The sequence below is a fragment of the Kineococcus lubricus genome (assembly GCF_050871965.1).
Lineage (GTDB): Bacteria > Actinomycetota > Actinomycetes > Actinomycetales > Kineococcaceae > Kineococcus.
In genome coordinates this window covers 40,102-63,512 of the sequence record NZ_JBJLSK010000023.1, presented here as the reverse complement: position 1 = coordinate 63,512, position 23,411 = coordinate 40,102, and the positions used below count along the sequence as shown (strand labels likewise).

The following is a 23,411-nucleotide window of genomic DNA, read 5'->3' as shown; positions in this document are numbered from 1 at the left end:
CCCGCCGCACCGCGGCGGGGCCCCCGCGTCGTCCCCGGACCGTGCGGGGATCAGGCGGTGCTGGCCTCGGTGTAGACCGCCTTCGCGGCCTCGCCCAGCAGCGGCCCGTACAGCACGCTGGAGTTGTTGTCGTAGCTGAAGCTCACCACCGACGTCACCGTCCCGGCGCCCGTGGCGGGGTCGAAGTCGCGCAGCCACGGCCCGCCGCTGGACCCGCCGGCGAGGTCGCACAGCGTGGCGCGGTCCGTCGTCGACCCCGGCCCGGAGTCGGTGAACTCCCAGCCCGCGCAGTACTGCAGGGTGGAGCCGTCGACCTCCACCGAACCGTCGGGGTTCAGCGTCTTGCCCGGGTACCCCAGCACGGTGACGCGCGAGAGCGTGTCGGTGAAGTCGATGCCGTACGCGCCGACGGCGTCCTTCAGCGACCTGCCGTCCCGCGGCGAGGCCACCGCGAAACCGATGTCGAAGTTCAGGGCCGCCGCCGAGGACTGGTCCTGGGTCTGCCACTGCGTCGTCGTGAACATCTTGCCGATCGAGAACCGGCCGAGGGGTTCGACGGTCCCGTCCAGCCCCGGCACGAACACCACGTTCGTCGACGCCTTCCCGTTCTCGGTGAGGCAGTGCCCCGCCGTGACGACGACGTTCCCCTTCGGGGAGTCGACGCTGCTGGCCGTGCACTCGTACTTCCCGGCGCCCTGGGTGAAGTACAGCCGGCCGACCCGCGACTGCGTGGCCCCGGCCCAGTCCGTGGCCGTGCTCACCGCGTCCCCGGTGACCACTCCGGACGCCGTCCGGGCCGAGCGGGCCAGCGTCGGGGGCTGGGCGGTCGCCAGCGTCGAACGCGTCGGGGAGGCGGAGGGGTCCGCCGGAGCCGGGACCGCCCCGGCCGCGTCAGAGGCGTCACCGGCGTCACCGGTCGCGGCGATCGACCGGTCCAGCGGGGTCGCCTCGGCGATCCGCTCCGGCGTCCAGTAGTCGAGCGCCTGCTGCTGGGTCGCCTCGTCCACCGCGGACAGCAGCGAGACCGCCGCGCCGGACTCCCCGACGGGGGCCGCCGCCGCGGACGAGGCGGCGGCGACGCCGCCGAACGTGACGACGGCGGCCGATGACGCGGCGATCAGGCTCCGCGTGAGGTGCTGGCGCATGGCGGGTGTCCCTCCGAGTTCGCGTGCTGCTGGGGTCATCCTTGCCGATCCGGTGCAGATCCGTCGCCACCGGCCGGTCACGGGGCGTCGCGGTCCGGGGCGCAGGACATGATGGCCGCGTGAGTTCTCCCGACCCCCGCGAGGTCGTGCTGCTGGGCAGCACCGGATCGATCGGCACCCAGGCCCTCGACGTCGTCGCCGCCGCGCCGGGCGCCTTCCGGGTCGTCGCGCTCGCCGCCGGCGGGGCCGACGTGGTGGCGCTCGCCCGGCAGGCGCTGGACCACGGCGTCGCGCTCGTCGGGGTCGCCCGCGCCGACGCCGAGGCCCCCTTGCGCGAGGCCTTGCGCGAGCACGCCGCCGGCCGGCCGCTGCCGCGCGTCGTCGCCGGCCCCGACGCCGCGACCGAGGTCGCCGCGCACCCCTGCGACGTCGTGCTCAACGGCATGACCGGCTCGGTCGGGCTGCGGCCCACCCTCGCCGCCCTGGCCACCGGCCGCACCCTCGCCCTGGCCAACAAGGAGTCCCTGGTCGCCGGGGGCCCGCTGGTCACCCGCGCCGCCGCCGCCGGGCAGATCGTCCCCGTCGACTCCGAGCACTCCGCCCTGGCCCAGTGCCTGCGCGGCGGCCGTGCGCAGGAGGTCGCCCGGCTGGTCCTGACCGCCAGCGGCGGCCCGTTCCGCGGCCGCACCCGCGCGCAGCTGGCCGGCGTCACCCCCCAGCAGGCCCTCGCGCACCCCACCTGGTCGATGGGCCCGGTCGTCACGACGAACTCCGCCACGCTGGTCAACAAGGGGCTGGAGGTCATCGAGGCCGCGCTGCTGTTCGGGTTCGGCTACGACCGCATCGACGTCGTGGTCCACCCGCAGTCGGTCGTGCACTCCATGGTCGAGTTCACCGACGGCTCCACCCTCGCCCAGTGCTCCCCGCCGGACATGCGGCTGCCCATCGCCCTGGGGATGTCCTGGCCCGCGCGGGTCCCCGGCGCCACCGCGGCCGTCGACTGGACCCGCGCCGCGAGCTGGACGTTCGAGCCCGTCGACACCAAGGCGTTCCCCGCCCTCGACCTCGCCCGCGAGGCCGGCCGGCGCGGGTCGACCGTCCCGGCCGTGTTCAACGCCGCCAACGAGGAGTGCGTCGCCGCCTTCCACGAGGGCCGGCTGCCGTTCCTCGGCATCGTCGACACCGTCGCCCGGGTCGTCGCCGAGCACGAACCCGCCGGGGACCCCCGCGACGTCGAGGACGTCCTGGCCGCCGAGGAGTGGGCCCGCGCCCGCGCGAACGAGCTCGCCGCATGAGCGAGGTCCTGCTGTGGGTCGTCGGCATCCTCGCCGCCGCGGTCGGGGTGGCCGTCTCCATCGCCCTGCACGAGGTCGGGCACCTGCTGCCCGCCAAGCGGTTCGGCGTGAAGGTCACCCAGTACATGGTCGGTTTCGGCCCCACGTTGTGGTCCCGGCGCCGCGGGGAGACCGAGTACGGCGTCAAGGCGGTCCCGCTCGGCGGCTACATCCGGATGGTCGGGATGTTCCCGCCGGGCCCCGACGGCCGGCTGCGGGCCAGCTCCACCGGCCGCTGGGCGCTGATGGCCGAGGAGGCCCGGCAGGCGAGCGCCGTGGAGGTCGAGCCGGGGGAGGAGCACCGCGCCTTCTACCGGCAGGCCGTGTGGAAGCGGCTCCTCGTCATGTTCGGCGGCCCCCTCGTCAACCTCGTGCTGGCCCTGGTCCTGACCGCCGTCGCGGTCAGCGCCATCGGGCGGCCGGGGTACGTGCCGACGCTGTCGGCGGTCTCGCAGTGCGTCCTGCCGGCGACCAGCACGGCCACCACCTGCACCGACGCCGACCCGGCCGCTCCCGGCGCCGCGGCCGGCCTGCGCCCCGGCGACGAGGTCGTCGAGTTCGACGGTGCGCCCGTGCGGGACTGGGAGTCGCTGTCGGCCGCCATCCGCGAGCGCGGTGGGCAGGCCGTCGACCTCGTCGTCCTGCGCGACGGGCAGCGGGTCCCGCTGACCGTCACCCCCGTCCTGACCCAGCGCGCCGTCCTCGACGCCCGCGGCGAGCCCACCGGGCAGACCCGCGAGGTCGGGTTCCTCGGCGTCTCGCCCTCCATCGCCGTCGTCCGCACCGACCTCACCGAGGTCCCGGCCGTCGTCGGGCAGCAGGTCGGCCAGGTCGCCGGCATCGTGCTCCGGCTGCCGCAGCGGCTCTACGACGTCGCGCAGGCCGCGTTCGGCTCGGCCCCGCGCGACCCCGACGGGCCCATCGGCGTCGTCGGCATCGGCCGGCTCGCCGGGGAGCTCAACGCGCAGCCGGCGGTCATCCCCGGCGACGAGCTGGCCGAGCGCACCTCCCGGCTGGTCTCGCTGCTCGCCGGGCTCAACGTCGCGCTGTTCGTCTTCAACATGGTCCCGCTGCTGCCCTTCGACGGCGGCCACATCGCCGGCGGCCTGTGGGAGGTCGTCAAGAAGGGCGTGTTCCGGCTGCGCCGCCGCCCCGACCCCGGGCCCGTGGACGTCGCCAAGGCGATGCCGGTGGCCTACGGCGTCTCGATCCTGCTCGTGGGGATGAGCGTGCTGCTGCTGTACGCCGACATCGTGCGGCCCGTCACGCTGGACCGGTGAACTCCCCGTGAAGAGCACCGCCCCTGGTCGTCGGCCGGCGGCGGCGGGTTGATACTTGACCCCGTGAGCGTCAGCCTCGGTCTCCCCGCCCTCCCGCCGCCCGTCCTGGCCCCCCGCCGCAAGACCCGGCAGATCCAGGTGGGCCGCGTCGGCGTCGGCAGCGACCACCCCGTCTCGGTGCAGTCGATGACGACCACGCCGACGACGAACATCAACGCCACGCTGCAGCAGATCGCCGAGCTGACCGCGACCGGCTGCGACATCGTCCGCGTCGCCTGCCCCAGCGCCGACGACGCCGAGGCGCTGCCGATCATCGCGAGGAAGTCGCAGATCCCGGTCATCGCCGACATCCACTTCCAGCCCAAGTACGTCTTCGCGGCCATCGAGGCCGGCTGCGGCGCGGTGCGCGTGAACCCGGGCAACATCCGCAAGTTCGACGACCAGGTCAAGGACATCGCCCAGGCCGCCAAGGACCACGGCGTCTCGATCCGCATCGGCGTCAACGCCGGGTCCCTGGACCCGCGGCTGATGCAGAAGTACGGCAAGGCCACCCCCGAGGCGCTCGTCGAGTCCGCCGTGTGGGAGGCGTCGCTGTTCGAGGAGCACGACTTCCACGACTTCAAGATCTCGGTCAAGCACAACGACCCCGTCGTCATGGTCCGCGCCTACGAGCTGCTCGCCGAGCGCGGCGACTGGCCGCTGCACCTCGGCGTCACCGAGGCCGGCCCGGCGTTCCAGGGCACCATCAAGTCCGCGACCGCGTTCGGGGCCCTGCTGTCCAAGGGCATCGGCGACACCATCCGCGTCTCGCTGTCCGCGCCGCCGGCCGAGGAGGTCAAGGTCGGCCTGCAGATCCTGCAGTCGCTGAACCTGCGCCCGCGCAAGCTGGAGATCGTCTCCTGCCCCTCCTGCGGCCGCGCCCAGGTCGACGTCTACTCCCTGGCCGACGCCGTCACCGAGGGCCTGGAGGGCCTGACGGTCCCGCTGCGGGTGGCCGTCATGGGCTGCGTCGTCAACGGCCCCGGCGAGGCCCGCGAGGCCGACCTCGGGGTCGCCAGCGGCAACGGCAAGGGCCAGATCTTCGTCAAGGGCGAGGTCATCAAGACCGTCCCCGAGCACGCCATCGTCGAGACGCTCATCGAGGAGGCCAACCGGCTGGCCGCCGAGATGGGCGAGCCGGCCGACGACGCCGCCGCGGGCGCCCCCGTCGTCACCGTCGGCTGACCGGGCCGCCGACCCGCCCGTCGAGCGCGACTCACCGCCGGCTCGCCTCGACCGGGCGCGGTTCAGCGGGCAGGATGCCGGGGTGTCCCTGACCAACTCCGCTGCGCGAGGCTCGGCCACCGCGGGGACCCTGCGCGTGCTCGGCGGCGCCGACGCCCCCGCCCTGCTGCGCCTGTGCGAACGCGACCCGGTCGCCAACCTCTTCGTCTCCGCGCGCCTGCTCGGGCTCCTGGCCCGCCCCGGCACCGACCTCGGCGGTCAGGTCTGGGGCTGGTTCGAGGACGGCCGGCTCGTCTCGGCCTGCTGGGCCGGGGCCAACCTCGTCCCCGTCGAGGCCACCCCCGCCGCGCTGGACGCCTTCGCCGCCCAGGCCCGCGCCGAGGGGCGCCGCTGCTCGTCGCTGGTCGGGCCCGCGGAGTCGGTGCTCGCCCTGTGGCGCCGCCTCGAACCGTCCTGGCGCGGGGTCCGGGAGGTGCGGGCGCACCAGCCGCTCATGGTGTGCGACACCGAACCCGCCGTCCGCCCCGACCCGGCCGTGCGGCGCGCCACCCTGCGCGAGCTCGACCTCGTCGTGCCCGCCTGCGTCGCCATGTTCACCGAGGAGATCGGGTACGCCCCCGCCCCGCCCGACGGCGGCGGCGCCTACCGCGCGCGCATCGCCGAGCTGGTCTCCACCGGCCGCTCCTTCGTGCGCATCGACGCCGGCCCGGCCGGCCCCGAGGTCGTCTTCAAGGCCGAGCTCGGCGCCGTCACGCCCAAGGTCGTCCAGGTCCAGGGCGTCTGGGTCCCGCCGCACCGGCGCGGCGAGGGGCTGTCCGAACCGGGGATGGCCGCCGTCGTGGAGGCCGCCCGCGCCGACGGCGTCCAGCACGTCTCCCTCTACGTCAACGACTACAACGCCCGGGCGCTCGCGGCCTACCGCCGGGTCGGGTTCCGCGAGGTCGGGTCCTTCGCGACCGTCCTGTTCTGAGCTCAGGGCCCGGGCGGGGCGGGTGGGGGCTCCTTGCGGGGCCGGCCCCGACGGGGCACGTCGTCCGCGTCGCCGGGCATCCGCCCCTGCCGCCGGAGGGCGTCGCGCAGGACGAACTCGAGCTGGGCGTTGACGCTGCGCAGCTCGTCCGCCGCCCAGCGGGCCAGGGCGTCGTGCACGGCCGGGTCGAGCCGCACGAGCACCTGCTTGCGGGCCCGCTTCCCGGGGGCGGCGTCCGGCGGAGCCACGGCCGTCAGCCGTAGAGGGTTCCGGTGTTCACGACCGGCGTGGCCCGCCCGTCGCCGCACAGGACCACGAGCAGGTTGGAGACCATCGCGGCCTTGCGCTCCTCGTCGAGGTCGACGACGTTCTCCTCCTGCAGGCGTGCCAGCGCGAGTTCCACCATGCCGACGGCGCCGTTGACGATCTCCTCGCGGGCGGCGACGATCGCCGACGCCTGCTGGCGCTGGAGCATGGCCTGGGCGATCTCGGCCGCGTACGCCAGGTGCGTGATGCGGACCTCGACGACCTCGACGCCCGCGACGACGACCCGGGCGGCGACCTCGTGGGCCAGTTCGTCGGCCACCACGTCGGTCGAGCCGCGCAGGGACGTGCCCGCACCGGACGGGTCGTCGTACGGGTGCGTGGTGACCACGTGCCGCAACGCCGACTCGCTCTGCATCTCGACGAACTCGGAGTAGTCCTCGACGGCGAACGTGGAGCGCGCGGTGTCGGCGACCTGCCACACGACGATGGCCGCGACCTCGACGGGCGAACCCGTGGCGTCGTTGACCTTCAGGCGTCCGGTCTCGAAGTTGCGCACCCGGACGGAGACGGCCGTGCTGGTCGAGAACGGCACGAGCAGGACCAGGCCGGGCCGGCGGATCGTGCCGGTGTAGCGGCCGAAGAACTGCACGACGCGGGTCTGGCCGGGCTGCACGGTGCGCAGCGACGTCGCGAGCACGAGCGCGACCACGCCCAGGACGACCGCGACCACGGCCCACCCGGCGGGGTGGCCGGGGAGGGCGGCGGTGAGCCCGACGGCGGCGAGGGCGAGCACCAGCGGCAGCGCGGTGACGAGCAGGGCGCTCGCGCCGTGCAGGAACGTGGCGCCGAACTCCTCGACGTCGACGCGGGTCCCCTCGTGGCCGACGGGGGTGCTCGCGGGCGGGGCCGGTTCCCCGGCGGGGTCCTGCAGCGCGGTGTCCGGCTGACTGCTCATGGCGGGCTCCCTGGCTCGGTCCGACGTCGTGCGTTAAGTGATATCACTTTGATACAGGCGGCGCCAGGGCGGGGCGCCCGGTCCGGCGACGGCGACGTGGGGCGGCCCGGTGCGCGCCGGTAGCCTGTCCGGGTGCTGATGCGGATGTCGACCCTGTTCCTGCGGACCCTGCGGGAGGACCCGGTCGAGGCCGAGGTCGACAGCCACAAGCTCCTCGTGCGGGCCGGGTACATCCGGCGCGCCGCACCGGGGATCTACACGTGGCTGCCGCTGGGGCTGAAGGTGCTGCGCAAGGTCGAGCAGGTCGTGCGCGAGGAGATGGACGCCGCCGGCGCCCAGGAGGTCCACTTCCCGGCGCTGCTGCCCCGCGAGCCCTACGAGGCGACGAACCGCTGGAGCGACTACGGCGACGGCATCTTCAAGCTGAAGGACCGCAAGGGCGCCGACTACCTGCTGGCCCCCACCCACGAGGAGATGTTCACGCTCCTGGTGAAGGACCTGTACTCCTCGTACAAGGACCTGCCGCTGTCGATCTACCAGATCCAGACGAAGTACCGCGACGAGGCCCGCCCGCGCGCCGGGATCATCCGGGGCCGCGAGTTCACCATGAAAGACTCCTACAGCTTCGACGTCGACGACGCCGGGCTGGAGAAGTCGTACGAGCTGCACCGGCAGGCCTACATCCGCATCTTCGAGCGGCTGGGCCTGGACTTCGTCATCGTCTCGGCGGTGTCGGGGGCGATGGGCGGCTCGCGCAGCGAGGAGTTCCTGCACCCCACGCCCATCGGGGAGGACACGTTCGTCCGTTCCCCCGGTGGGTACGCCGCGAACGCCGAGGCCGTCACCACGCTGGCGCCGCCGCCGATCCCCTTCGACGGGCTGCCCGCCGCGCACGTCGAGGACACCCCCGACACCCCCACCATCGAGACCCTCGTCGCGGTGTCCAACGAGCTGCACCCGAGGGCGGACCGCCCGTGGACGGCCGCGGACACCCTGAAGAACGTCCTCGTCGTCCTGCGCCACCCCGACGGCACCCGCGAGCCGCTGGCCGTCGGCGTCCCCGGCGACCGTGAGGTCGACGCCAAGCGGCTGGAGGCGGCGCTGTCCCCGGCCGAGGTCGAGCCGTTCGAGGCCGCCGACTTCGCCCGGCACCCGGCGCTGGTCAAGGGGTACATCGGTCCCGGGGTGCTGGGGGAGGGCAGCGCCAGCGGCATCCGCTACCTCGTCGACCCCCGCGTCGTCGACGGCACCGCCTGGGTGACCGGCGCGGACGCCCCCGGCCGGCACGTGTACGACCTGGTGGCCGGCCGCGACTTCACCCCCGACGGCTTCGTCGAGGCCGCCGAGGTCAAGGCCGGTGACCCCGCGCCCGACGGTTCCGGCCCGCTGGAGCTGGCCCGCGGCATCGAGATCGCGCACATCTTCGCCCTGGGCCGCCGCTTCGCGCAGGCCCTGGACCTGAAGGTGCTCGACGAGAACGGCAAGCAGGTCGTCGTGACCATGGGGTCCTACGGGGTCGGCGTCACCCGCGCGCTGGCCTGCGTCGCCGAGGGCAACCACGACGACAAGGGCCTGGTGTGGCCGCGGCAGCTGGCCCCGGCCGACGTCCACGTCGTCGCGACCGGCAAGGACGCCGCCGTCTTCGAGACGGCGGAGCGGATCGCCGCCGAGCTGTCCGCGCAGGGCGTCGAGGTCCTCTACGACGACCGCCCGAAGGTGTCGCCCGGGGTGAAGTTCAAGGACGCCGAGCTCGTGGGCGTCCCGACGATCCTCGTCGTCGGCAAGGGGCTGGCCGAGGGCACCGTCGAGCTGAAGGACCGTCGCAGCGGCGAGGCCGAGCAGGTGCCGGTGCAGGACGCGGTCAGCCGCGTGCTCGGCGTCGTCCGCGGCTGAGGACCCGCACGGCCACGGTGGTCCCCGCGACCACCGCGGCCGCGGCCCCCGCGGCGACGGCCACCGTCGTCGACGGGTTCGCCTCCGTGCCCGCGCGCGCCGCGGACACCCAGCCCAGGCCCCAGGCCAGCCCCGCGCCGAACGCCAGCCGGCCCCGGGAGCGGACGGCCGTGAAGACCCCGACGGCGGTGGCCACCCCGAGCACGCCGACGGCCCAGCCGGGTTCGCCCGCGGTGAACCCGCCGGCGCGCAACGCCGCCGCCGTGTTGGCGACCGTCGCGATGGACACCCAGCCCAGGTAGAGCCCGACCGTGCCGTCGACCAGCAGGGCCTCCACCCGCGAGGCGGGGCGCTGCGCCAGGAGCAGGGTGAACGTGCGGACCAGGACCACGAGCAGCACGGCGATGACGGCGACGGACAGCCACACGCGGCCGGCCTGCACGGTCCCGATCCAGACGGCGTTCAGCAGCAGCGAGGCCGCCGTCCACCAGCCCGTCGCGCGCTGGCGCGCGTCCTCCCGCTGCGCCGGCAGCGCCTGCCACACGGCCAGCCCGACCAGCCCGGTGTAGACCACCGACCAGACCGCGAACGCCGGTCCGGCGGGGGCGACCAGCGTCGCGTCGGCGGCCAGGGCGCCGCCGGCCGCCGAGGCGATGGGGGTCCCCCCGAACGCCCCGGACCCCACCGCGGCCCCCGCGATCCCGAGGACCGCGCTGGCCACGACCACCGCCTGCCGGGCGCCGTCGCGGGTGCCGGTGCCGGAACCGGTGGTGGGCAGCGCGTCGCCGTTCATGCCCCGATGGTGCGGGCTGCCCGGGTGCGGCGCAGCCCGGGGCGGTGTGAGCTGCCGCCGGACCGGTCCAGCCGGCGCCGGTACCGGCCGATACCCCTCAGCGTGAACGCCGCGCCCGTCCCGGCCCCCGCGCCGGTCGATCCCCGGACCCGCCTGGTGGGCGAGCTCCTCGACGTCGTCTCCGACGAGCGGATCGGGCTGGACGCGGTGCTCGGCCGGGTGGCGGCCCTGGTATCGCGGGCCTGCGGGGAGCCCGTCGAGGCCCGCGTCGACCGTCCGGCGCCCGCGGGTGAGGAGGACGGCCTCGTCCTGCCGCTGCGCCTGTTCGGCGAGGACCTGGGCCGGCTCGTCCTGGCGGGCGTGCAGCCCGGGGAGCTGTGCGCCGAGGCGACCCGCACGCTCGCCCACGTGACCGCGGTGGCCGTGAAGGCGTCGGCGAACCGCCGGGAGCGCGACCTCGACGCGGCCGTGGCGCAGGCCGTCCGCCGGCTGTTCGAGGAGGGGACCCGGGCGGCCAGCGTCCGGGCCGCGGGGGAGGTGCTGGCCCGGGTCACCGCCGAGGTGATGGGCGCCGAACGGGTCGCGGTGCACCTGACCGACGCCGAGGGCCGCGTGCACGACGTCCTCGACGTGGGCGTGCCCGCTGACGTCGCCCGGGCGCTGCGGGACATGGTCGTGGGCCGGCGCGCCTCGGACTCCCCGGTGTGGCAGCAGGCCCGGCGGGAGGGCGGGCCGGTGCTGGCCGACGACGCCGGCGCCCACCCCGGCCGGCCCGGCGGGTTCGTCGAGACGATGCGGCTGCGCTCGTACGTGGCGATGCCGCTGATGTCCTCGGCCGGCACGGTCGGGATGGTCGTCTGCGGTGACGTCCGCGGCACCCGGGTCTGGACCGAGCGCGAACGCCGGGTGGCGCAGCAGCTGGCGATGCAGGGTGCTCTCGTGGTGGACAGCGCCCGCCTGCGGCAGGCCGAGCAGGCCCACCTGGAGGACCTGCGGCACCGGGCCGACCACGACCCGCTCACCGGGCTGGCGAACCGCCGCCGGCTGCAGCGCGAGGTCGCCGCCGTGCTGCCCGCGCGGCGCGGGGCCCTGCTCCTGCTGGACCTCGACGGCTTCAAGCAGGTCAACGACGGCTTCGGCCACCACGTCGGGGACGAGCTGCTGTGCGAGGTGGCCCGCCGGCTGCGGCAGGAGGTCCGGGCCGGGGACCTGGCGGCCCGGCTGGGCGGCGACGAGTTCGCGGTCCTGCTCCCGCACGCCACCCCCGAGCAGGCCGCGGCGCTGGCCCGCAGGCTGGACGACGCCGTGCGGCGCCCCGTCGTCCTGGAGGACGCGGTGGTGAGCGTCGGCGTGAGCGTCGGGGTTGCCCCGCTCGTCGCGCCGGGGTGCGAGGCGGCGGGCGTGGCCGGGGTGCTGCGCCGCGCCGACGCGGCGATGTACGCGGTGAAGCGGCGGGGCCGGCGGGGAGCCTAGGGCTCGAGGTCCACCACGACGGCGGCGTGGTCGCTGGCCCACACCCCGTCGACCGGGTCGACCGCGACCCGCCGGACGTCGCGCACCGACCCCTCGCCGGTGAACGGCGCCAGACCGACCAGGACGTGGTCGATGCGCGCGCTGGGCTGGTGGACGCGCGCGACGAAGGGGTTGCGCCGGTCCCAGGTGAAGCCCGGGTCCGCCGGGTCGGCGAAGCGCCAGGAGTCGACGAGGACGAAGCCGTCCACCGGCCCGGCCGTCAGGTAGCCCTGGCACAACCGCAGCTCGTCGGACTCGGCGACGGCGTTGAAGTCCCCGGTCAGGACCGGCGGGTAGTGCTCGCCGCGCCGGCGGCCCCGCGCGACGAACGGCACCAGCTCGCGGACCTGGGCCACCCGCACGGCGGACTCGGCCGGTGAGGAGTTCAGGTGCGTCGTCGTGAAGGGCAGGGGGCGTCGGGGTGCGTCCACGAACACCTGCAGCGCGGTCCGGCCCTCGTCCTCGTGACCGCCGCCGGGCAGGTCGAGGACCTCGGTGGACAGCAGCGGCCAGCGGCTCAGCACGGCGTTGCCGAACTCGAGGGAGTCCACCAGCACGGGGTCCTGACCCTGGTGCAGCAGCCGCCGCCGCCAGCGCTCGGGCGCGGGGGAGGGCGACCACGCGACGTGCATCCCCAGCTGCGCGGCGAGCCAGCGCGCGAGGTTGCCCTCGGCGTCCGCCCAGACCTCCTGCAGCCCCACGACGTCGGGGGCCTGCTCGCGCAGCACCGCCAGGATCGCCTCGCGCCGCGCCCGCCAGTCCCCGAAGCGCCACCAGACGTTCCACGTCATGACGCGCAGCGGCGGTCCGGCCGGCTCGGGGGTGTGGGGTGTGGTGCTCATCGCCCGCGCAGTCTCCCAGGGCGGCCCCGGCCGCGGGCTCAGGGGGTCGCGGTGGGCGCGGGGGAGCCGTCCTCGGTGAGCCCGGGCAGGCCGGGGAAGGCCGCGACCGTCGAACCCCAGCGACGGGCGCCCCGCGCGGCGGTCACCACGGCGGCGGCGCCCAGCGCGCGCTCGGTGGTGGGCCCGGCGGCCACGGCGGCGTACAGCGCCGTCAGCCGCTCCTGCACGGAGGCCGCCAGGGCGAGCGCCGCCTCGGCGGTCGGGGCGTCCACGTCGTACCCGGGGGCGGAGCGGACGGGCGTCGCGCCGGCCGCGGTGATCCGGTCGACGAGGTCGTCGCGCGCGACGCGGTGGGCGGCGAGGTCCCCGGCGGCCTCGGTGCGCCGCGGTCCGGCCAGGCGGGCCACGACGAGGCCGAAGGCGAAGACGGCGGCGTGCTCGCCGGCCAGCGCGGCCTGCAGGGGGCCGACGGTGGACTCGTCGGCGGGCTCGTCGGCGGCCGGGTCGGCCGGTCCAGTGGCGGTCGGTGACGCGACGGCCGCCGCGACCGGCGGCAGCCCCACCGGCCCGGCGGCCGAGCCGGTGGCCGTCGCCACGGCGTCGGCGAGCACCGCCCGGGAGGCGGCGATCGAGGCGAGCAGGCGGGCCAGGCCGCCCGAGACCGCCCCCGGGGACGCGGCGGCCGCCGCGAGCGCGGACGTGGCCCCGGCCGTCAGGCGGTCCACGACGGTCTGCGCGTCCGGGGCGGCGTCCGAGGCGGCGTCCGGGGCGGCGGACGGGCTGGTGGGGGACGGGGCCGGTGTCCCGTCCGCCCCGAGCGCCACCAGGTGCGCCCGGCAGACCCGCACCCCCTCCTCGGCGGCGGCCCGCAGGGGCGCCGGTCCCGACGCGGCGGGCACGAGCAGGTCCAGCAGCGACCGGGTCCCGGCGACGGCGGCTCCGCGCGCGAGGTCGTCGGGTCCCGGATCGGCGGTGGGAGTCGGCTCCGGCCCGCTCACCCAGCGCACCCCGCACCCGCTGAGCCCGGCACCGGCGAGCAGGAGCGATCCGAGCAGGGTGCGGCGGCGCGGGGCCGCGGGGGCGGTGGGCACGGGCACCGATCGTGCCAGGCCCGCACGCCGGACCGGGCAGGGCCGGACACCGACTAAGCTGTCCCGTCGTGCCCGCGCCGGTTCCGGTGCGTGGCCGTCAGGACAACTCGAGAGCAGGGAGGGGCGGTCGTGTCGACGCTCGAGGAGACCGTCAGAGGGGCTCTGGCCCCGGTGTTCGCCCCCGGCTCCGAGCTCGGGGACTCCCTGGTCCTGGACGACGTCGACGTCAGCACCGCCGGCCGCCGGCACGTCGTGCGCGTCGTCGTCGACGGCGCGGGGGACGAACCGTCCGACATCGACCTGGACGCGGTCGCCGCGGCCTCGGCCGCCGTCTCGCAGGCGCTCGACGACGCGGGGGTGCTGGGGGAGACCCCGTACACCCTCGAGGTCACCTCCCCGGGCGTGGACCGGCCGCTGACGACGCCGCGGCACTGGGCGCGGGCGCGCGGGCGGCTGGTGCGCGCGGTGCTGGCCGACGGTTCGGCGGTCCTGGTGCGCGTGGTCTCGGTCGACGAGGCCGGGGTCCACGGGACGGGTGAACCGCAGATGGTGAAGGGCAAGCCCCCGCGGGCCAAGGACGTGGGGGCCCCGCACGACCTGCCCTGGGCCGACCTGGTGCGCGGTGAGGTGCAGGTGGAGTTCCGCCGCGCGGGCGCGGACATCGAGGACCTCGTGGCGGACGAGCACGAGCTGGACGACGAGGACGAGGACGAGCAGTGAACATCGACATGGCCGCCCTGCGGATGCTCGAGCGCGATCGGGAGATCCCGTTCGAGACGCTGGTGCGGGCCATCGAGCAGGCGCTGCTCGTGGCCTACCACCGCACCGAGCACACCGACCACAAGGCGCACCCGGACGCCCGCGTCGAGCTGGACCGCAGCAGCGGGGAGGTCCGGGTCTGGGCGAAGGAGCGCGACGAGCAGGGCGTGGTCGTCGGCGAGTTCGACGACACCCCCACCGGGTTCGGGCGCATCGCGGCGGGCACGGCCCGGCAGGTCATCCTGCAGCGCCTGCGCGACGCCGAGGACGACGCCGTGCTCGGCGAGTTCGCCGAGACCGAGGGCGAGATCGTCTCCGGGATCGTCCAGCAGGGCCGGGACCCGAAGGTGGTCCAGGTCGACCTGGGGGCCCTGGAGGGCGTGCTGCCGCCGGCCGAGCAGGTGCCGGGGGAGCGGTACGAGCACGGCTCGCGCATCCGCTGCTTCGTGGTGAGCGTGAAGAAGGGCCCCAAGGGCCCGCAGGTGGTGCTCAGCCGCTCCCACCCGCAGCTGGTGCGCAAGCTGTTCGCCCTGGAGGTCCCCGAGATCGCCGACGGGACGGTGCAGATCACGGCGCTGTCCCGGGAGGCGGGGCACCGCTCGAAGATGGCCGTGCGCGCCACCCGGTCGGGGGTCAACGCCAAGGGCGCCTGCATCGGGCCGATGGGTCAGCGCGTGCGGGCGGTGATGGCCGAGCTGCGCGGCGAGAAGATCGACATCGTCGACTTCCACGAGGACCCGGCGCGCTTCGTCGCCAACGCGCTGTCGCCGGCGCGGGTGAACTCCGTCGAGGTCGTCGACCTCGCGGCGCGGTCCGCGCGGGTCGTGGTGCCCGACTACCAGCTGTCCCTGGCCATCGGCAAGGAGGGGCAGAACGCCCGCCTCGCCGCGAAGCTGACCGGCTGGCGCATCGACATCCGGCCCGACACCCCGGCGGCGGAGGCACCCGCGGGCGAAGGCTGAGCGGGAAGGCTAGACTGTCCGTCATCGTTACACTGCCTGCGACCGGTCCCCGCGACCGGCGGTCCCCCGTGCCTGCCTCCGAACCGGAGCGCACGTGCGTGGGGTGCCGTCGCCGCGACGGCCGGTCGTCGCTGCTGAGAGTCGTCGTCGCACCGGACGAGGCGGGAGTCCTCCTCGTCGACGTGCGGCGCAGCCTCCCGGGCAGGGGCGCGTGGCTGCACCACAGCCCCGCGTGTCTGGAGCTGGCGGACAAGCGCAGGGCCTGGCCCCGCGCGCTGCGCCGCGCAGCTCCCCTCGACCCCTCGGGCGTACGGTCCTTCCTGGACTCGTCGCCGCACGAGGCCGTCGTGTCCACCACCACCGATGAGAACGGGTCGAACAGCTGATGAGCACCCGATGAGCTTCCAGCGATGAATCCCCCCGACTGATGACGGTCCGCGCCCGGTAGAGACGAGCCCGGACCGAGACAGGAGAGATGTGGCAAAGGTCCGGGTCTACGAGCTCGCCAAGGAGTTCGGAGTCGAGAGCAAGGTCGTGCTGGCCACGCTCAAGGAGATGGGCGAGTTCGTGCGGTCTGCGAGCTCGACCGTCGAACCGCCGGTCATCCGGCGGCTGAAGGACAAGTTCCCGAACGAGGGCGGCGCCAGCGCCGCCCGCCCGGGTCCGGCGGTGAAGCCGGGTCCGCGCGTCCCCCCCGGTGCCCGTCCGGGTCCGGCTCCCGCCGCCCGTCCGGCGGCTCCGGCGCCCGCGCGTCCGGCGGCCCCCGCGGGTGGTCCCACCCCGGCTGCGCCGACCCCGCCGGCTCCGGCACCGGCTCCGGCGGCCCCCGCGCCGTCGGCACCCGCCCCCGCGGCTCCCGCTCCGGCGGCTCCCGCTCCGGCGGCGACCGGTCCGGCCTTCCAGGCCCCGCCCAGCACCCCCGCCGACCGTCCGGTCGAGCGTCCCGCTGCGCAGCGTCCGGCGGCTCCGGGTCAGCGCCCCACGCCGGGTGCGCGTCCGTCCACCCCGCCGGCCTCCGGCGGTCCGGGTCAGGGCCCGCGTCCGGGCGCCCGTCCCGGCCCCGGTGGCCCCGGCGCCCGTCCGGGTGCGCCCGGTCAGGGTGGCGCCCCCGGGCGTCCCGAGCGCGGTGGCCGCCCCGGCGACCGTCCCGAGCGCGGTGACCGCCCCGGTGGCGACCGTCCCCGTGGCGACCGCCCGCAGGGCGACCGCCAGGGCCGTCCCGGTGGTGCCGGTGCCCCCGGTGGTGCCCCCCGTCCCGGTGGCGGTGCGCCGCGTCCGGGCAACAACCCCTTCGCGACGAGCCAGGGCATGCCCCGGCCGCAGCGCGAGGGTGGTGCGCCGCGTCCGGGCAACAACCCGTTCGCGGCCAACCAGGGCATGCCCCGTCCGCAGGGCGGTCCCCGTCCGGGCGGTGCGCCCGGCCCCGGTGGCCCCCGTCCGGGTGGTCCTCGCCCCAACCCGGGCATGATGCCCGCGCGCCCGACGGTCGGCCGTCCGGGTGCCGGCGCCGGTCGTCCCGGCGCCCCGGGTCGTGGTGGTCCCGGTGGCGGCCGTGGGGCCGGCGGCGGTTTCGCCGGCCGTCCCGGTGGTCCCGGTGCCGGCGGTGGCGGCGGCTTCGCCGGTCGTCCCGGTGGCGGTGGCGGCGGTCCGCGCGGCGGTCGCGGCGGCACCCAGGGTGCGTTCGGCCGTGCGGGCGGCAAGCCCGCCCGCGGCCGCAAGTCCAAGCGCGCCAAGCGCCAGGAGTTCGAGTCGATGGCGGCGCCGTCGGTCGGCGGCGTGCAGGTCCGGCGCGGGGACGGCTCGACCGTCATCCGCATCCGGCGCGGCGCGTCGGTGAGCGACTTCGCCGAGCGCATCGACGCCGACCCCGCGGCCCTGGTCACGATCCTCTTCCACCTGGGCGAGATGGTCACCGCGACCGCCTCCCTGGACGAGGACACCTTCCAGGTGCTCGGGCAGGAGCTCGGCTACGTCATCGAGGTCGTCTCGCCCGAGGACGAGGAGCGCGAGCTGCTCGCGGGCTTCTCCATCGACCTCGACGCCGAGCTGGAGGCCGAGGGCGACGACGAGCTGGAGGCCCGTCCGCCGGTCGTGACCGTCATGGGTCACGTCGACCACGGGAAGACGAAGCTGCTCGACGCCATCCGCTCCTCCGACGTCGTGGCGAAGGAGGCCGGTGGCATCACCCAGCACATCGGCGCCTACCAGGTCGTCAAGGAGCACGAGGGCACCGAGCGGCCGATCACCTTCATCGACACCCCCGGTCACGAGGCCTTCACGGCCATGCGTGCCCGCGGTGCGAAGGTCACCGACATCGCGATCCTCGTGGTGGCGGCCGACGACGGCGTGATGCCCCAGACCATCGAGGCGCTCAACCACGCCCAGGCGGCCGACGTCCCGATCGTCGTCGCGGTCAACAAGGTCGACAAGGAAGGCGCGAACCCGGACAAGGTCCGGCAGCAGCTGACCGAGTACAACCTGGTGGCCGAGGAGTACGGCGGCGACACGATGTTCGTCAACGTCTCGGCGAAGCAGGGCATGGGCCTGGACGACCTCCTCGAGGCCGTCCTGCTCACCGCCGACGCCTCGCTGGACCTGCGGGCCAACCCCGACAAGGACGCCCGCGGTGTCGCGATCGAGGGCAACCTCGACAAGGGCCGCGGCCCCGTGGCCACCGTCCTGGTGCAGTCGGGGACCCTGCGCGTCGGCGACGCGATCGTCGCGGGCACCGGCTACGGCCGCGTCCGCGCGATGCTCGACGAGAACGGCGACAACGTGGAGGCGGCGACCCCGTCGCGTCCGGTCCAGGTGCTCGGCCTGACCTCGGTGCCCGGCGCCGGCGACACCTTCCTCGCGGCTCCGGACGACCGGACCGCCCGGCAGATCGCGGAGAAGCGCGAGGCGCAGGAGCGCAACGCGGCCCTGGCGAAGGCGCGCAAGCGCATCTCGCTGGAGGACTTCACCAAGGCGCTGGAGCAGGGCAAGGTCGAGACCCTCAACCTCATCCTCAAGGGTGACGGTGCGGGGTCGGTCGAGGCCCTCGAGGACGCGCTGTACAAGATCGACGTCGGCGACGAGGTCGAGTTGCGCGTGATCGACCGCGGTGTCGGTGCGGTGACGAAGAACAACGTCAACCTCGCCGTCGCCTCGAACGCGATCATCATCGGGTTCAACGTGCGCCCGGAGCAGCAGACCAAGGAGTACGCCGACCGCGAGGGCGTCGACATCCGGTTCTACTCGGTCATCTACCAGGCGATCGAGGACGTCGAGGCATCGCTCAAGGGCATGCTCAAGCCGGAGTTCGAAGAGGTGCAGCTCGGTACGGCGGAGGTCCGTGAGATCTTCCGCTCGTCCAAGTTCGGCAACATCGCCGGCTGCCTCGTCCGGTCGGGTCTCATCCGGCGCAACACCAAGGCGCGCGTGCTGCGCAGGGGTGTCGTGCACGGGGACAACCTCACCATCGAGTCGTTGCGACGCTTCAAGGACGACGCCACCGAGGTCCGCGAGGGCTACGAGTGCGGTATCGGCCTCGGGTCGTACAACGACCTCCAGATCGACGACGTCATCGAGACGTTCGAGATGCAGGAGAAGACGCGCAGCTGATCGGCTGACGCCCTGACCCGGTGGCCGGGGCGGGACCGCACGGTCCCGCCCCGGCTGCCACCGCGCTGAGAACCAGCGGACACCATGTTCACTGCAACGCTGACCGTCGACCTGCTGCTGGGCGACGTCCACTCCCTCAAGGGCAAGCGCAGCATCGTGCGGCCGCTGGTCGCCGAGCTGCGCCGTTCCTTCGAGGTCGCCGCGGCCGAGACCGGCCACCTCGACCTGCACCGGCGGGCCGAGGTCGCGGTCGCCGTGGTGGCCGCCGACGCCGCCCGCTGCGTCGACGTGCTCGACCGGTGCGAACGCCTCGTCGCGGCGCACCCCGAGTTCCAGATCCTCTCCGCCCGGCGGCAGTTCCTGTCGTCGGACGACTGATCCCGACCGATCCTCAGGAGTTCCCGTGGCGGACCCCACCCGCGCCCGCAAGCTCGCCGACCGCATCAAGGTCGTCGTCGCCGACGCCCTGGACAAGCGCGTCAAGGACCCCCGCCTGGGGTTCGTCACGATCACCGACGCCCGGGTGACGAACGACCTGCAGCACGCGACCCTCTACTACACCGTCCTCGGCAGCGAGGAGGAGAAGGCCGGCACCCGGGCCGCGCTGGAGTCGGCCAAGGGCGTGCTGCGCTCGGAGGTCGGCAAGCGCACCGGGATCCGCCTGACGCCGACCCTGACGTTCACCGCCGACGAGGTCCCCGAGACCGCCCAGCAGATCACCGAGCTGCTGTCGAAGGCGGCCGAGCAGGACGCCCGCGTCGCCGCGCTCGCCCAGGGCGCCAAGCCCGCCGGCGACGTCGACCCGTACAGGAAACCCGTCGAGCACGCCGACGACGACGACCTCGACGAGGACTCCGACGAGGACCTCGACGACGACCTCGACGAGGACGACGAGGTTCCCGGAGAACCCGACCGGATCTGACGCCTCGTGGCACTGTGGTGAGCATGGAACCGCAGTTGCCGGGCCTGCGCGGCCTCGGTGTCGACGCGGTGGTCGGTGGGGGCGACGGCGTCCCCACCCCCTTCGTCGTGATCCTCGTGCTGACCGCCCTGCTGGGCGTGGGTGTCGTCGCCGGTGGCCTGCGGATGGCGCTGCGCGCCCGTTCCCGCTCCCGGGAGGCGCTGCGGCTGCGCGCCGACGGCGTCTCGACCACCGGGACCGTCGTCGACAACCGCATCACCAGCCACCGCGAGCAGCGCATGACGTTCTCCCCGGTCGTCCGGTTCGCCGTGGACGGCCGGGACGTCACGGTGGTCGGGGACCAGGTCTGGAACCGGTCCTTCGTCACCGGCCGGCCCGCGCAGGTCGTCTACGACCCGTCCGACCCCGACCGCGCGCACGTGCGGGCCGAGGGCGGCTCCCTCCTCGGCCGCGGGTTCAGCGGTGTCGCGCTCGCGGTGTTCGGTCTCGTCTTCCTCGCCGTCGTCGCGGTGATGGCGCGCTTCGTGGCGTCGGTGTTCTGACCCGCGCAGCGGCGGGGGACGGCCCGGCCCTGCGGGCACGGCATGCTTCTCACCGTGTTGCTCACCACGGACGCCCCAGCCCACCCCGCCCCGGGCGGGGGACCCTCTCCCGCGGCCCCAGCCGCCGACCGGACGGGGGTGGGCCGGTGACCGCGCCCGGGGTCGGTGACGGCGTCGTCGTCGTGGACAAGCCCCTCGGCTGGACCAGCCACGACGTCGTCGGCCGCTGCCGCCGCCTGCTGTCGACCCGCCGCGTCGGGCACGCCGGGACGCTGGACCCGGCCGCGACCGGCGTCCTCGTGCTCGGCGCGAACCGCGGGACGAAGTTCCTGACCCACCTCGTCGCCCACGACAAGGCGTACACGGCGACGGTCCGGCTCGGCGTCGCGACCGTCACCGACGACGCCGAGGGCGAGGCGCTCGGCGAGCCCGTGGACGCCTCGGCGGTGCCGCCGGAGGCGGTGGCGCACGCGGTCGCGGCGCTGACGGGCCCGATCCAGCAGGTGCCGAGCTCGGTGAGCGCCATCAAGGTCGACGGCCGGCGCAGCTACGCGCGGGTGCGCGGTGGTGAGGACGTGGAGCTGCCGGCGCGCCCGGTGACGGTCTCGCGGTTCGAGGTCACCGACCGCCGGGTCGAGGGGCCGTTCCTGGACCTCGACGTCGTCGTGGAGGTCTCCAGCGGCACGTACGTGCGGGCGCTGGCCCGCGACCTCGGCCGCGCCCTGGGGGTGGGGGGCCACCTGACCGCGTTGCGGCGCACCCGTTCGGGCCCCTTCACCCTCGACGAGGCGCTCACCCTGGAGGAGCTGGAGGCCGCGCCGCGCGTGGAGCCGCTGGCCGCGGTCGCGCGCCGGCTGTTCCCCGTCCGCGAGGTCGACGAGCGGGAGGCGGCGAACCTGGGTCACGGCGGTTTCCTCACGGCGTCCGGGACCCCGGGGCCGGTGGGGGCGTTCGCGCCGGACGGCACCCTGGTGGCGCTCATCGGCGACACCGCGCGCGGGGCCAAGCCCCTGCTGGTCCTGGCCGCCGCGGGCTGACCCCGCGGTCCGCCTCGGGGAAAGCGCCCCTGGACGCGGTTCGGGCCCCGCACGCCGAGCGTGCGGGGCCCGAACGGTGCTCCGAGCGGAGTCGGCCTCAGGCGTCCACGGTCTCGCGGACCGCGTGGCGCCGGCGGTACCGGTCCAGGTCCAGGATGCCCTCGCGCTTGGCGACGATGGCCGGCACGAGCGCCTGACCGGTGACGTTCACGGCCGTGCGGCCCATGTCCAGGATCGGGTCGATGGCCAGCAGCAGCCCGACCCCGGCCAGCGGCAGGCCCAGCGTCGACAGGGTCAGCGTCAGCATGACCGTGGCGCCGGTCAGGCCGGCGGTGGCCGCCGAGCCGACGACGGAGACGAACGCGATGAGCAGGTAGTCGGTGATCGACAGGTCGACGCCGAAGAACCCGGCCACGAAGATCGCCGCCAGCGCCGGGTAGATCGCGGCGCAGCCGTCCATCTTGGTCGTCGCGCCCAGCGGGACGGCGAAGGAGGCGTAGGACTGCGGCACCCCGAGGTCCTCGGTGACGCGCTGGGTCACCGGCAGGGTGCCGATGGACGAGCGCGAGACGAAGGCGAGCTGCGTCGCGGGCCACACCCCGGAGAAGAAGCTGCGGACGCTCAGGCCGTGGGCGCGCAGCAGGACCGGGTAGACCACGAAGATCACCAGGGCGAGGCCGACGTAGACGTCGACGACGAAGACGCCCAGCGGGCTCAGCGCGTCCCAGCCGTAGGTCGCCACCGCCTTGCCGAGCAGACCGACGGTGCCGATCGGGGCGAGCCGGATGACCCACCACAGGACGGTCTGCACGACGGCCAGGCCGGAGCGGGCGACGTTCAGCACCGGGTCGGCCTTCTCGCCGACCTTCAGGACGGCGATGCCCAGGACGACGGCGATGACGAGCAGCTGCAGCACGTTGAAGTTCAGCGAGACGCTGCCGTCGTCGGAGGCCGAACCCTCCAGCGCGAACGTGTTGCCGGGCACGATGCCCTGCAGGAAGTCCAGCCAGGACCCCGTGGAGCCGGGCTCCTCCGCGGCCGAGGCGTCGACGGAGGACCGCGCGCCGGGGTCGGTCAGGACGCCGATGCCGATGCCGATCGCGACGGCGACGAGCGCGGTGAGGGCGAACCAGAGCAGCGTCTGCCAGGCCAGGCGGGCGGCGTTGGTGACCTGCCGCAGGTTGGCGATCGAGGTGACGACGGCCAGCAGCACCAGCGGCGGTACGAGCGCCCGCAGCAGGGTGACGAAGATCGAGCCGATGGTGCTGAGCGTCGTCGTCAGCCAGTTCGGGTCCTCGCTGGTCCCGCCGAGGGAGCGGGCGAGGGCGCCGAGGACGATGCCGAGGACGAGGCCGATGAGGACCTGGACGCCGAACGGCGTCCGTTTCACGCGGGCGAGCACGGGGACTCCAGGGGACGAGGGGGTGGCGGGACGGGGTGTTCGCTCGTCCCGCTACCGCGCGCTCGCCGTCCGCTGCAGGTCGATGTGCAGGCGTTCGGTGAGGTCCCATCCAGTGTCCATGCCGCAGGGCCCAACCACGGCGTGGCGGGGCTTGTTCCCGGTCAGCCCCGCGACTTCAGCGCGGCCAGCCGCGCCTCGACGTCGAGGTCGGTGGCGGCGTCCTCCAGCGAGGCGAACTGCGCCTCGATCGAGTCGGCCTGCAGCTCGGCCCGACCGGCGACGCGGGCCTCCTCGCGGCGGACCCGTTCCTCGAAGCGGTGCAGCTCCGACGTCGGGTCGAGCACGTTCAGCGACCCGATCGCGGACTGCACCTGCGCCTGGGCCTGGGCGGCCTTCGCGCGGGCGACCAGCTGGTCGCGCCGGGTCCTCAGCGCGGTCAGCTTCTCCTTCATGGCCGCCAGGCCGGCCTTGAGCTTGGCGACCACCTCGGTCTGCGCGGCGATCTGCGGTTCGGCGGCGCTCACCTCCTGCTCGAAGGAGATCTGCCGCTTGAGGGCCACCTTGGCCAGCTCGTCGAAGCGGTCCGCCTCGGCGTTCTGCCCGGCGGCGCGCAAGCTGTCGGCCTTGGCCGAGGCCGCCGCGGCCTTGGCGCCCCACTCCCGCACCGCGGCGACGTCGTCGTCGCGGTCGGCCTCGGCCAGCCGCAGGTTCCCGATGGTCTGCGCGATCGCCGCCTCGGCCTCGGTGATGTTGGCCGTGTAGTCGCGGACCATCTGGTCGAGCATCTTCTCGGGGTCCTCGGCCTCGTCCAGCAGCGCGTTGACGTTCGCGCGCGCCAGCTGGGCGATGCGGCCCAGGATCGTCTGCTTCTCCGCCAC

At 75.0% G+C, this 23,411-nt stretch carries 22 protein-coding genes; 14 read left to right on the top strand and 8 right to left on the bottom strand.

Annotated features, from left to right (window positions below; all coding sequences use genetic code 11):
• Positions 1–50 precede the first annotated feature (50 nt).
• On the bottom strand, positions 51–1,145 hold the full coding sequence (locus ACRYRX_RS17015) for a trypsin-like serine peptidase (protein WP_432513659.1): 1,095 nt from the start codon (positions 1,143–1,145) through the stop codon (positions 51–53).
• A gap of 119 nt (positions 1,146–1,264) precedes the next feature.
• On the opposite strand from ACRYRX_RS17015, the gene dxr reads away from it, so the two are divergent.
• From dxr to ACRYRX_RS16995, 4 genes are all read left to right on the top strand, one after another.
• Entirely contained in the window at positions 1,265–2,440 is a 1,176-nt protein-coding gene (gene dxr, locus ACRYRX_RS17010; RefSeq protein WP_432513656.1) for a 1-deoxy-D-xylulose-5-phosphate reductoisomerase, read from the top strand.
• Positions 2,437–3,759, top strand: coding sequence for a M50 family metallopeptidase (locus ACRYRX_RS17005; RefSeq protein WP_432513654.1), 1,323 nt, complete (start codon positions 2,437–2,439; stop codon positions 3,757–3,759). The genes dxr and ACRYRX_RS17005 overlap by 4 nt, the downstream gene beginning before the upstream one ends.
• A 63-nt stretch (positions 3,760–3,822) precedes the next feature.
• The gene (ispG, locus tag ACRYRX_RS17000; protein ID WP_432513653.1) at positions 3,823–4,983 is read left to right on the top strand and encodes a flavodoxin-dependent (E)-4-hydroxy-3-methylbut-2-enyl-diphosphate synthase; all 1,161 of its coding nucleotides are present in this window, start codon (positions 3,823–3,825) and stop codon (positions 4,981–4,983) included.
• Between the two features lie 82 nt (positions 4,984–5,065).
• A complete protein-coding gene (locus ACRYRX_RS16995) occupies positions 5,066–5,953 on the top strand; it encodes a GNAT family N-acetyltransferase (RefSeq protein WP_432513651.1) in 888 nt (295 codons plus the stop codon).
• A gap of 2 nt (positions 5,954–5,955) precedes the next feature.
• Here ACRYRX_RS16995 and ACRYRX_RS16990 read toward each other — a convergent pair whose 3' ends face one another.
• Together ACRYRX_RS16990 and ACRYRX_RS16985 are read right to left on the bottom strand one after the other, a co-directional pair.
• Entirely contained in the window at positions 5,956–6,210 is a 255-nt protein-coding gene (locus tag ACRYRX_RS16990; protein ID WP_432513661.1) for a type II toxin-antitoxin system antitoxin, read from the bottom strand.
• A complete protein-coding gene (locus tag ACRYRX_RS16985) occupies positions 6,207–7,175 on the bottom strand; it encodes an SPFH domain-containing protein (protein ID WP_432513648.1) in 969 nt (322 codons plus the stop codon). The genes ACRYRX_RS16990 and ACRYRX_RS16985 overlap by 4 nt, the downstream gene beginning before the upstream one ends.
• A gap of 132 nt (positions 7,176–7,307) precedes the next feature.
• On the opposite strand from ACRYRX_RS16985, the gene ACRYRX_RS16980 reads away from it, so the two are divergent.
• Complete coding sequence (locus ACRYRX_RS16980; RefSeq protein ID WP_432513645.1) at positions 7,308–9,068, top strand: proline--tRNA ligase; 1,761 nt, start codon at positions 7,308–7,310, stop codon at positions 9,066–9,068.
• On the opposite strand, the gene ACRYRX_RS16975 is transcribed toward ACRYRX_RS16980, so the two are convergent.
• Positions 9,037–9,861, bottom strand: coding sequence for a tryptophan-rich sensory protein (locus tag ACRYRX_RS16975; RefSeq protein ID WP_432513643.1), 825 nt, complete (start codon positions 9,859–9,861; stop codon positions 9,037–9,039). The two genes, ACRYRX_RS16980 and ACRYRX_RS16975, sit on opposite strands and share 32 nt — an antisense overlap.
• Before the next feature lie 102 nt (positions 9,862–9,963).
• Between ACRYRX_RS16975 and ACRYRX_RS16970 the strand changes: the two genes are divergently transcribed.
• Positions 9,964–11,334 carry a diguanylate cyclase domain-containing protein gene (locus ACRYRX_RS16970; protein WP_432513641.1) on the top strand — a complete coding sequence of 457 codons (1,371 nt, stop codon included), beginning with the start codon at positions 9,964–9,966 and terminating at the stop codon, positions 11,332–11,334.
• On the opposite strand, the gene ACRYRX_RS16965 is transcribed toward ACRYRX_RS16970, so the two are convergent.
• Both ACRYRX_RS16965 and ACRYRX_RS16960 read right to left on the bottom strand, forming a co-directional pair.
• Complete coding sequence (locus ACRYRX_RS16965) at positions 11,331–12,215, bottom strand: endonuclease/exonuclease/phosphatase family protein (RefSeq protein ID WP_432513640.1); 885 nt, start codon at positions 12,213–12,215, stop codon at positions 11,331–11,333. The genes ACRYRX_RS16970 and ACRYRX_RS16965 overlap by 4 nt on opposite strands.
• A 38-nt stretch (positions 12,216–12,253) precedes the next feature.
• Entirely contained in the window at positions 12,254–13,306 is a 1,053-nt protein-coding gene (locus tag ACRYRX_RS16960; RefSeq protein WP_432513639.1) for a DUF4439 domain-containing protein, read from the bottom strand.
• A 129-nt stretch (positions 13,307–13,435) separates the two neighbouring features.
• Here ACRYRX_RS16960 and ACRYRX_RS16955 point away from each other — a divergent pair, with 129 nt between their 5' ends.
• From ACRYRX_RS16955 to truB, 8 genes are all read left to right on the top strand, one after another.
• Positions 13,436–14,026: an LSm family protein gene (locus ACRYRX_RS16955; RefSeq protein WP_432513637.1), complete on the top strand. Its 591-nt coding sequence runs from the start codon at positions 13,436–13,438 to the stop codon at positions 14,024–14,026.
• Positions 14,023–15,027 carry a transcription termination factor NusA gene (gene nusA / locus ACRYRX_RS16950; RefSeq protein ID WP_432513636.1) on the top strand — a complete coding sequence of 335 codons (1,005 nt, stop codon included), beginning with the start codon at positions 14,023–14,025 and terminating at the stop codon, positions 15,025–15,027. Before ACRYRX_RS16955 ends, nusA begins: the two co-directional genes overlap by 4 nt.
• 68 nt (positions 15,028–15,095) lie before the next feature.
• Positions 15,096–15,413, top strand: coding sequence for a YlxR family protein (locus ACRYRX_RS16945; protein WP_432513634.1), 318 nt, complete (start codon positions 15,096–15,098; stop codon positions 15,411–15,413).
• 91 nt (positions 15,414–15,504) lie between these two features.
• Positions 15,505–18,630: a translation initiation factor IF-2 gene (gene infB / locus ACRYRX_RS16940; protein WP_432513633.1), complete on the top strand. Its 3,126-nt coding sequence runs from the start codon at positions 15,505–15,507 to the stop codon at positions 18,628–18,630.
• An 84-nt stretch (positions 18,631–18,714) separates the two neighbouring features.
• On the top strand, positions 18,715–19,008 hold the full coding sequence (locus ACRYRX_RS16935; RefSeq protein ID WP_432513630.1) for a DUF503 domain-containing protein: 294 nt from the start codon (positions 18,715–18,717) through the stop codon (positions 19,006–19,008).
• A gap of 25 nt (positions 19,009–19,033) precedes the next feature.
• A complete protein-coding gene (gene rbfA, locus ACRYRX_RS16930) occupies positions 19,034–19,552 on the top strand; it encodes a 30S ribosome-binding factor RbfA (protein WP_432513628.1) in 519 nt (172 codons plus the stop codon).
• A gap of 23 nt (positions 19,553–19,575) precedes the next feature.
• Positions 19,576–20,094: a DUF3592 domain-containing protein gene (locus ACRYRX_RS16925; RefSeq protein WP_432513626.1), complete on the top strand. Its 519-nt coding sequence runs from the start codon at positions 19,576–19,578 to the stop codon at positions 20,092–20,094.
• A 146-nt stretch (positions 20,095–20,240) separates the two neighbouring features.
• A complete protein-coding gene (gene truB / locus ACRYRX_RS16920; RefSeq protein WP_432513625.1) occupies positions 20,241–21,131 on the top strand; it encodes a tRNA pseudouridine(55) synthase TruB in 891 nt (296 codons plus the stop codon).
• Between the two features lie 97 nt (positions 21,132–21,228).
• On the opposite strand, the gene ACRYRX_RS16915 is transcribed toward truB, so the two are convergent.
• A complete protein-coding gene (locus ACRYRX_RS16915; RefSeq protein ID WP_432513623.1) occupies positions 21,229–22,521 on the bottom strand; it encodes a dicarboxylate/amino acid:cation symporter in 1,293 nt (430 codons plus the stop codon).
• 173 nt (positions 22,522–22,694) lie between these two features.
• Positions 22,695–23,411, bottom strand: a complete 717-nt coding sequence (locus ACRYRX_RS16910; protein ID WP_432513622.1) for a PspA/IM30 family protein — start codon at positions 23,409–23,411, stop codon at positions 22,695–22,697.

Coding starts and splice junctions, on each gene's coding strand:
- ACRYRX_RS16925 (WP_432513626.1), top strand. CDS start 19,576: ATGGAACCGCAGTTGCCGGGCCTGCGCGGCCTCGGTGTCGACGCGGTG.
- ACRYRX_RS16965 (WP_432513640.1), bottom strand. CDS start 12,215: ATGAGCACCACACCCCACACCCCCGAGCCGGCCGGACCGCCGCTGCGC.
- ACRYRX_RS17015 (WP_432513659.1), bottom strand. CDS start 1,145: ATGCGCCAGCACCTCACGCGGAGCCTGATCGCCGCGTCATCGGCCGCC.
- ACRYRX_RS16985 (WP_432513648.1), bottom strand. CDS start 7,175: ATGAGCAGTCAGCCGGACACCGCGCTGCAGGACCCCGCCGGGGAACCG.
- ACRYRX_RS16935 (WP_432513630.1), top strand. CDS start 18,715: ATGTTCACTGCAACGCTGACCGTCGACCTGCTGCTGGGCGACGTCCAC.
- ACRYRX_RS16975 (WP_432513643.1), bottom strand. CDS start 9,861: ATGAACGGCGACGCGCTGCCCACCACCGGTTCCGGCACCGGCACCCGC.
- ACRYRX_RS17005 (WP_432513654.1), top strand. CDS start 2,437: ATGAGCGAGGTCCTGCTGTGGGTCGTCGGCATCCTCGCCGCCGCGGTC.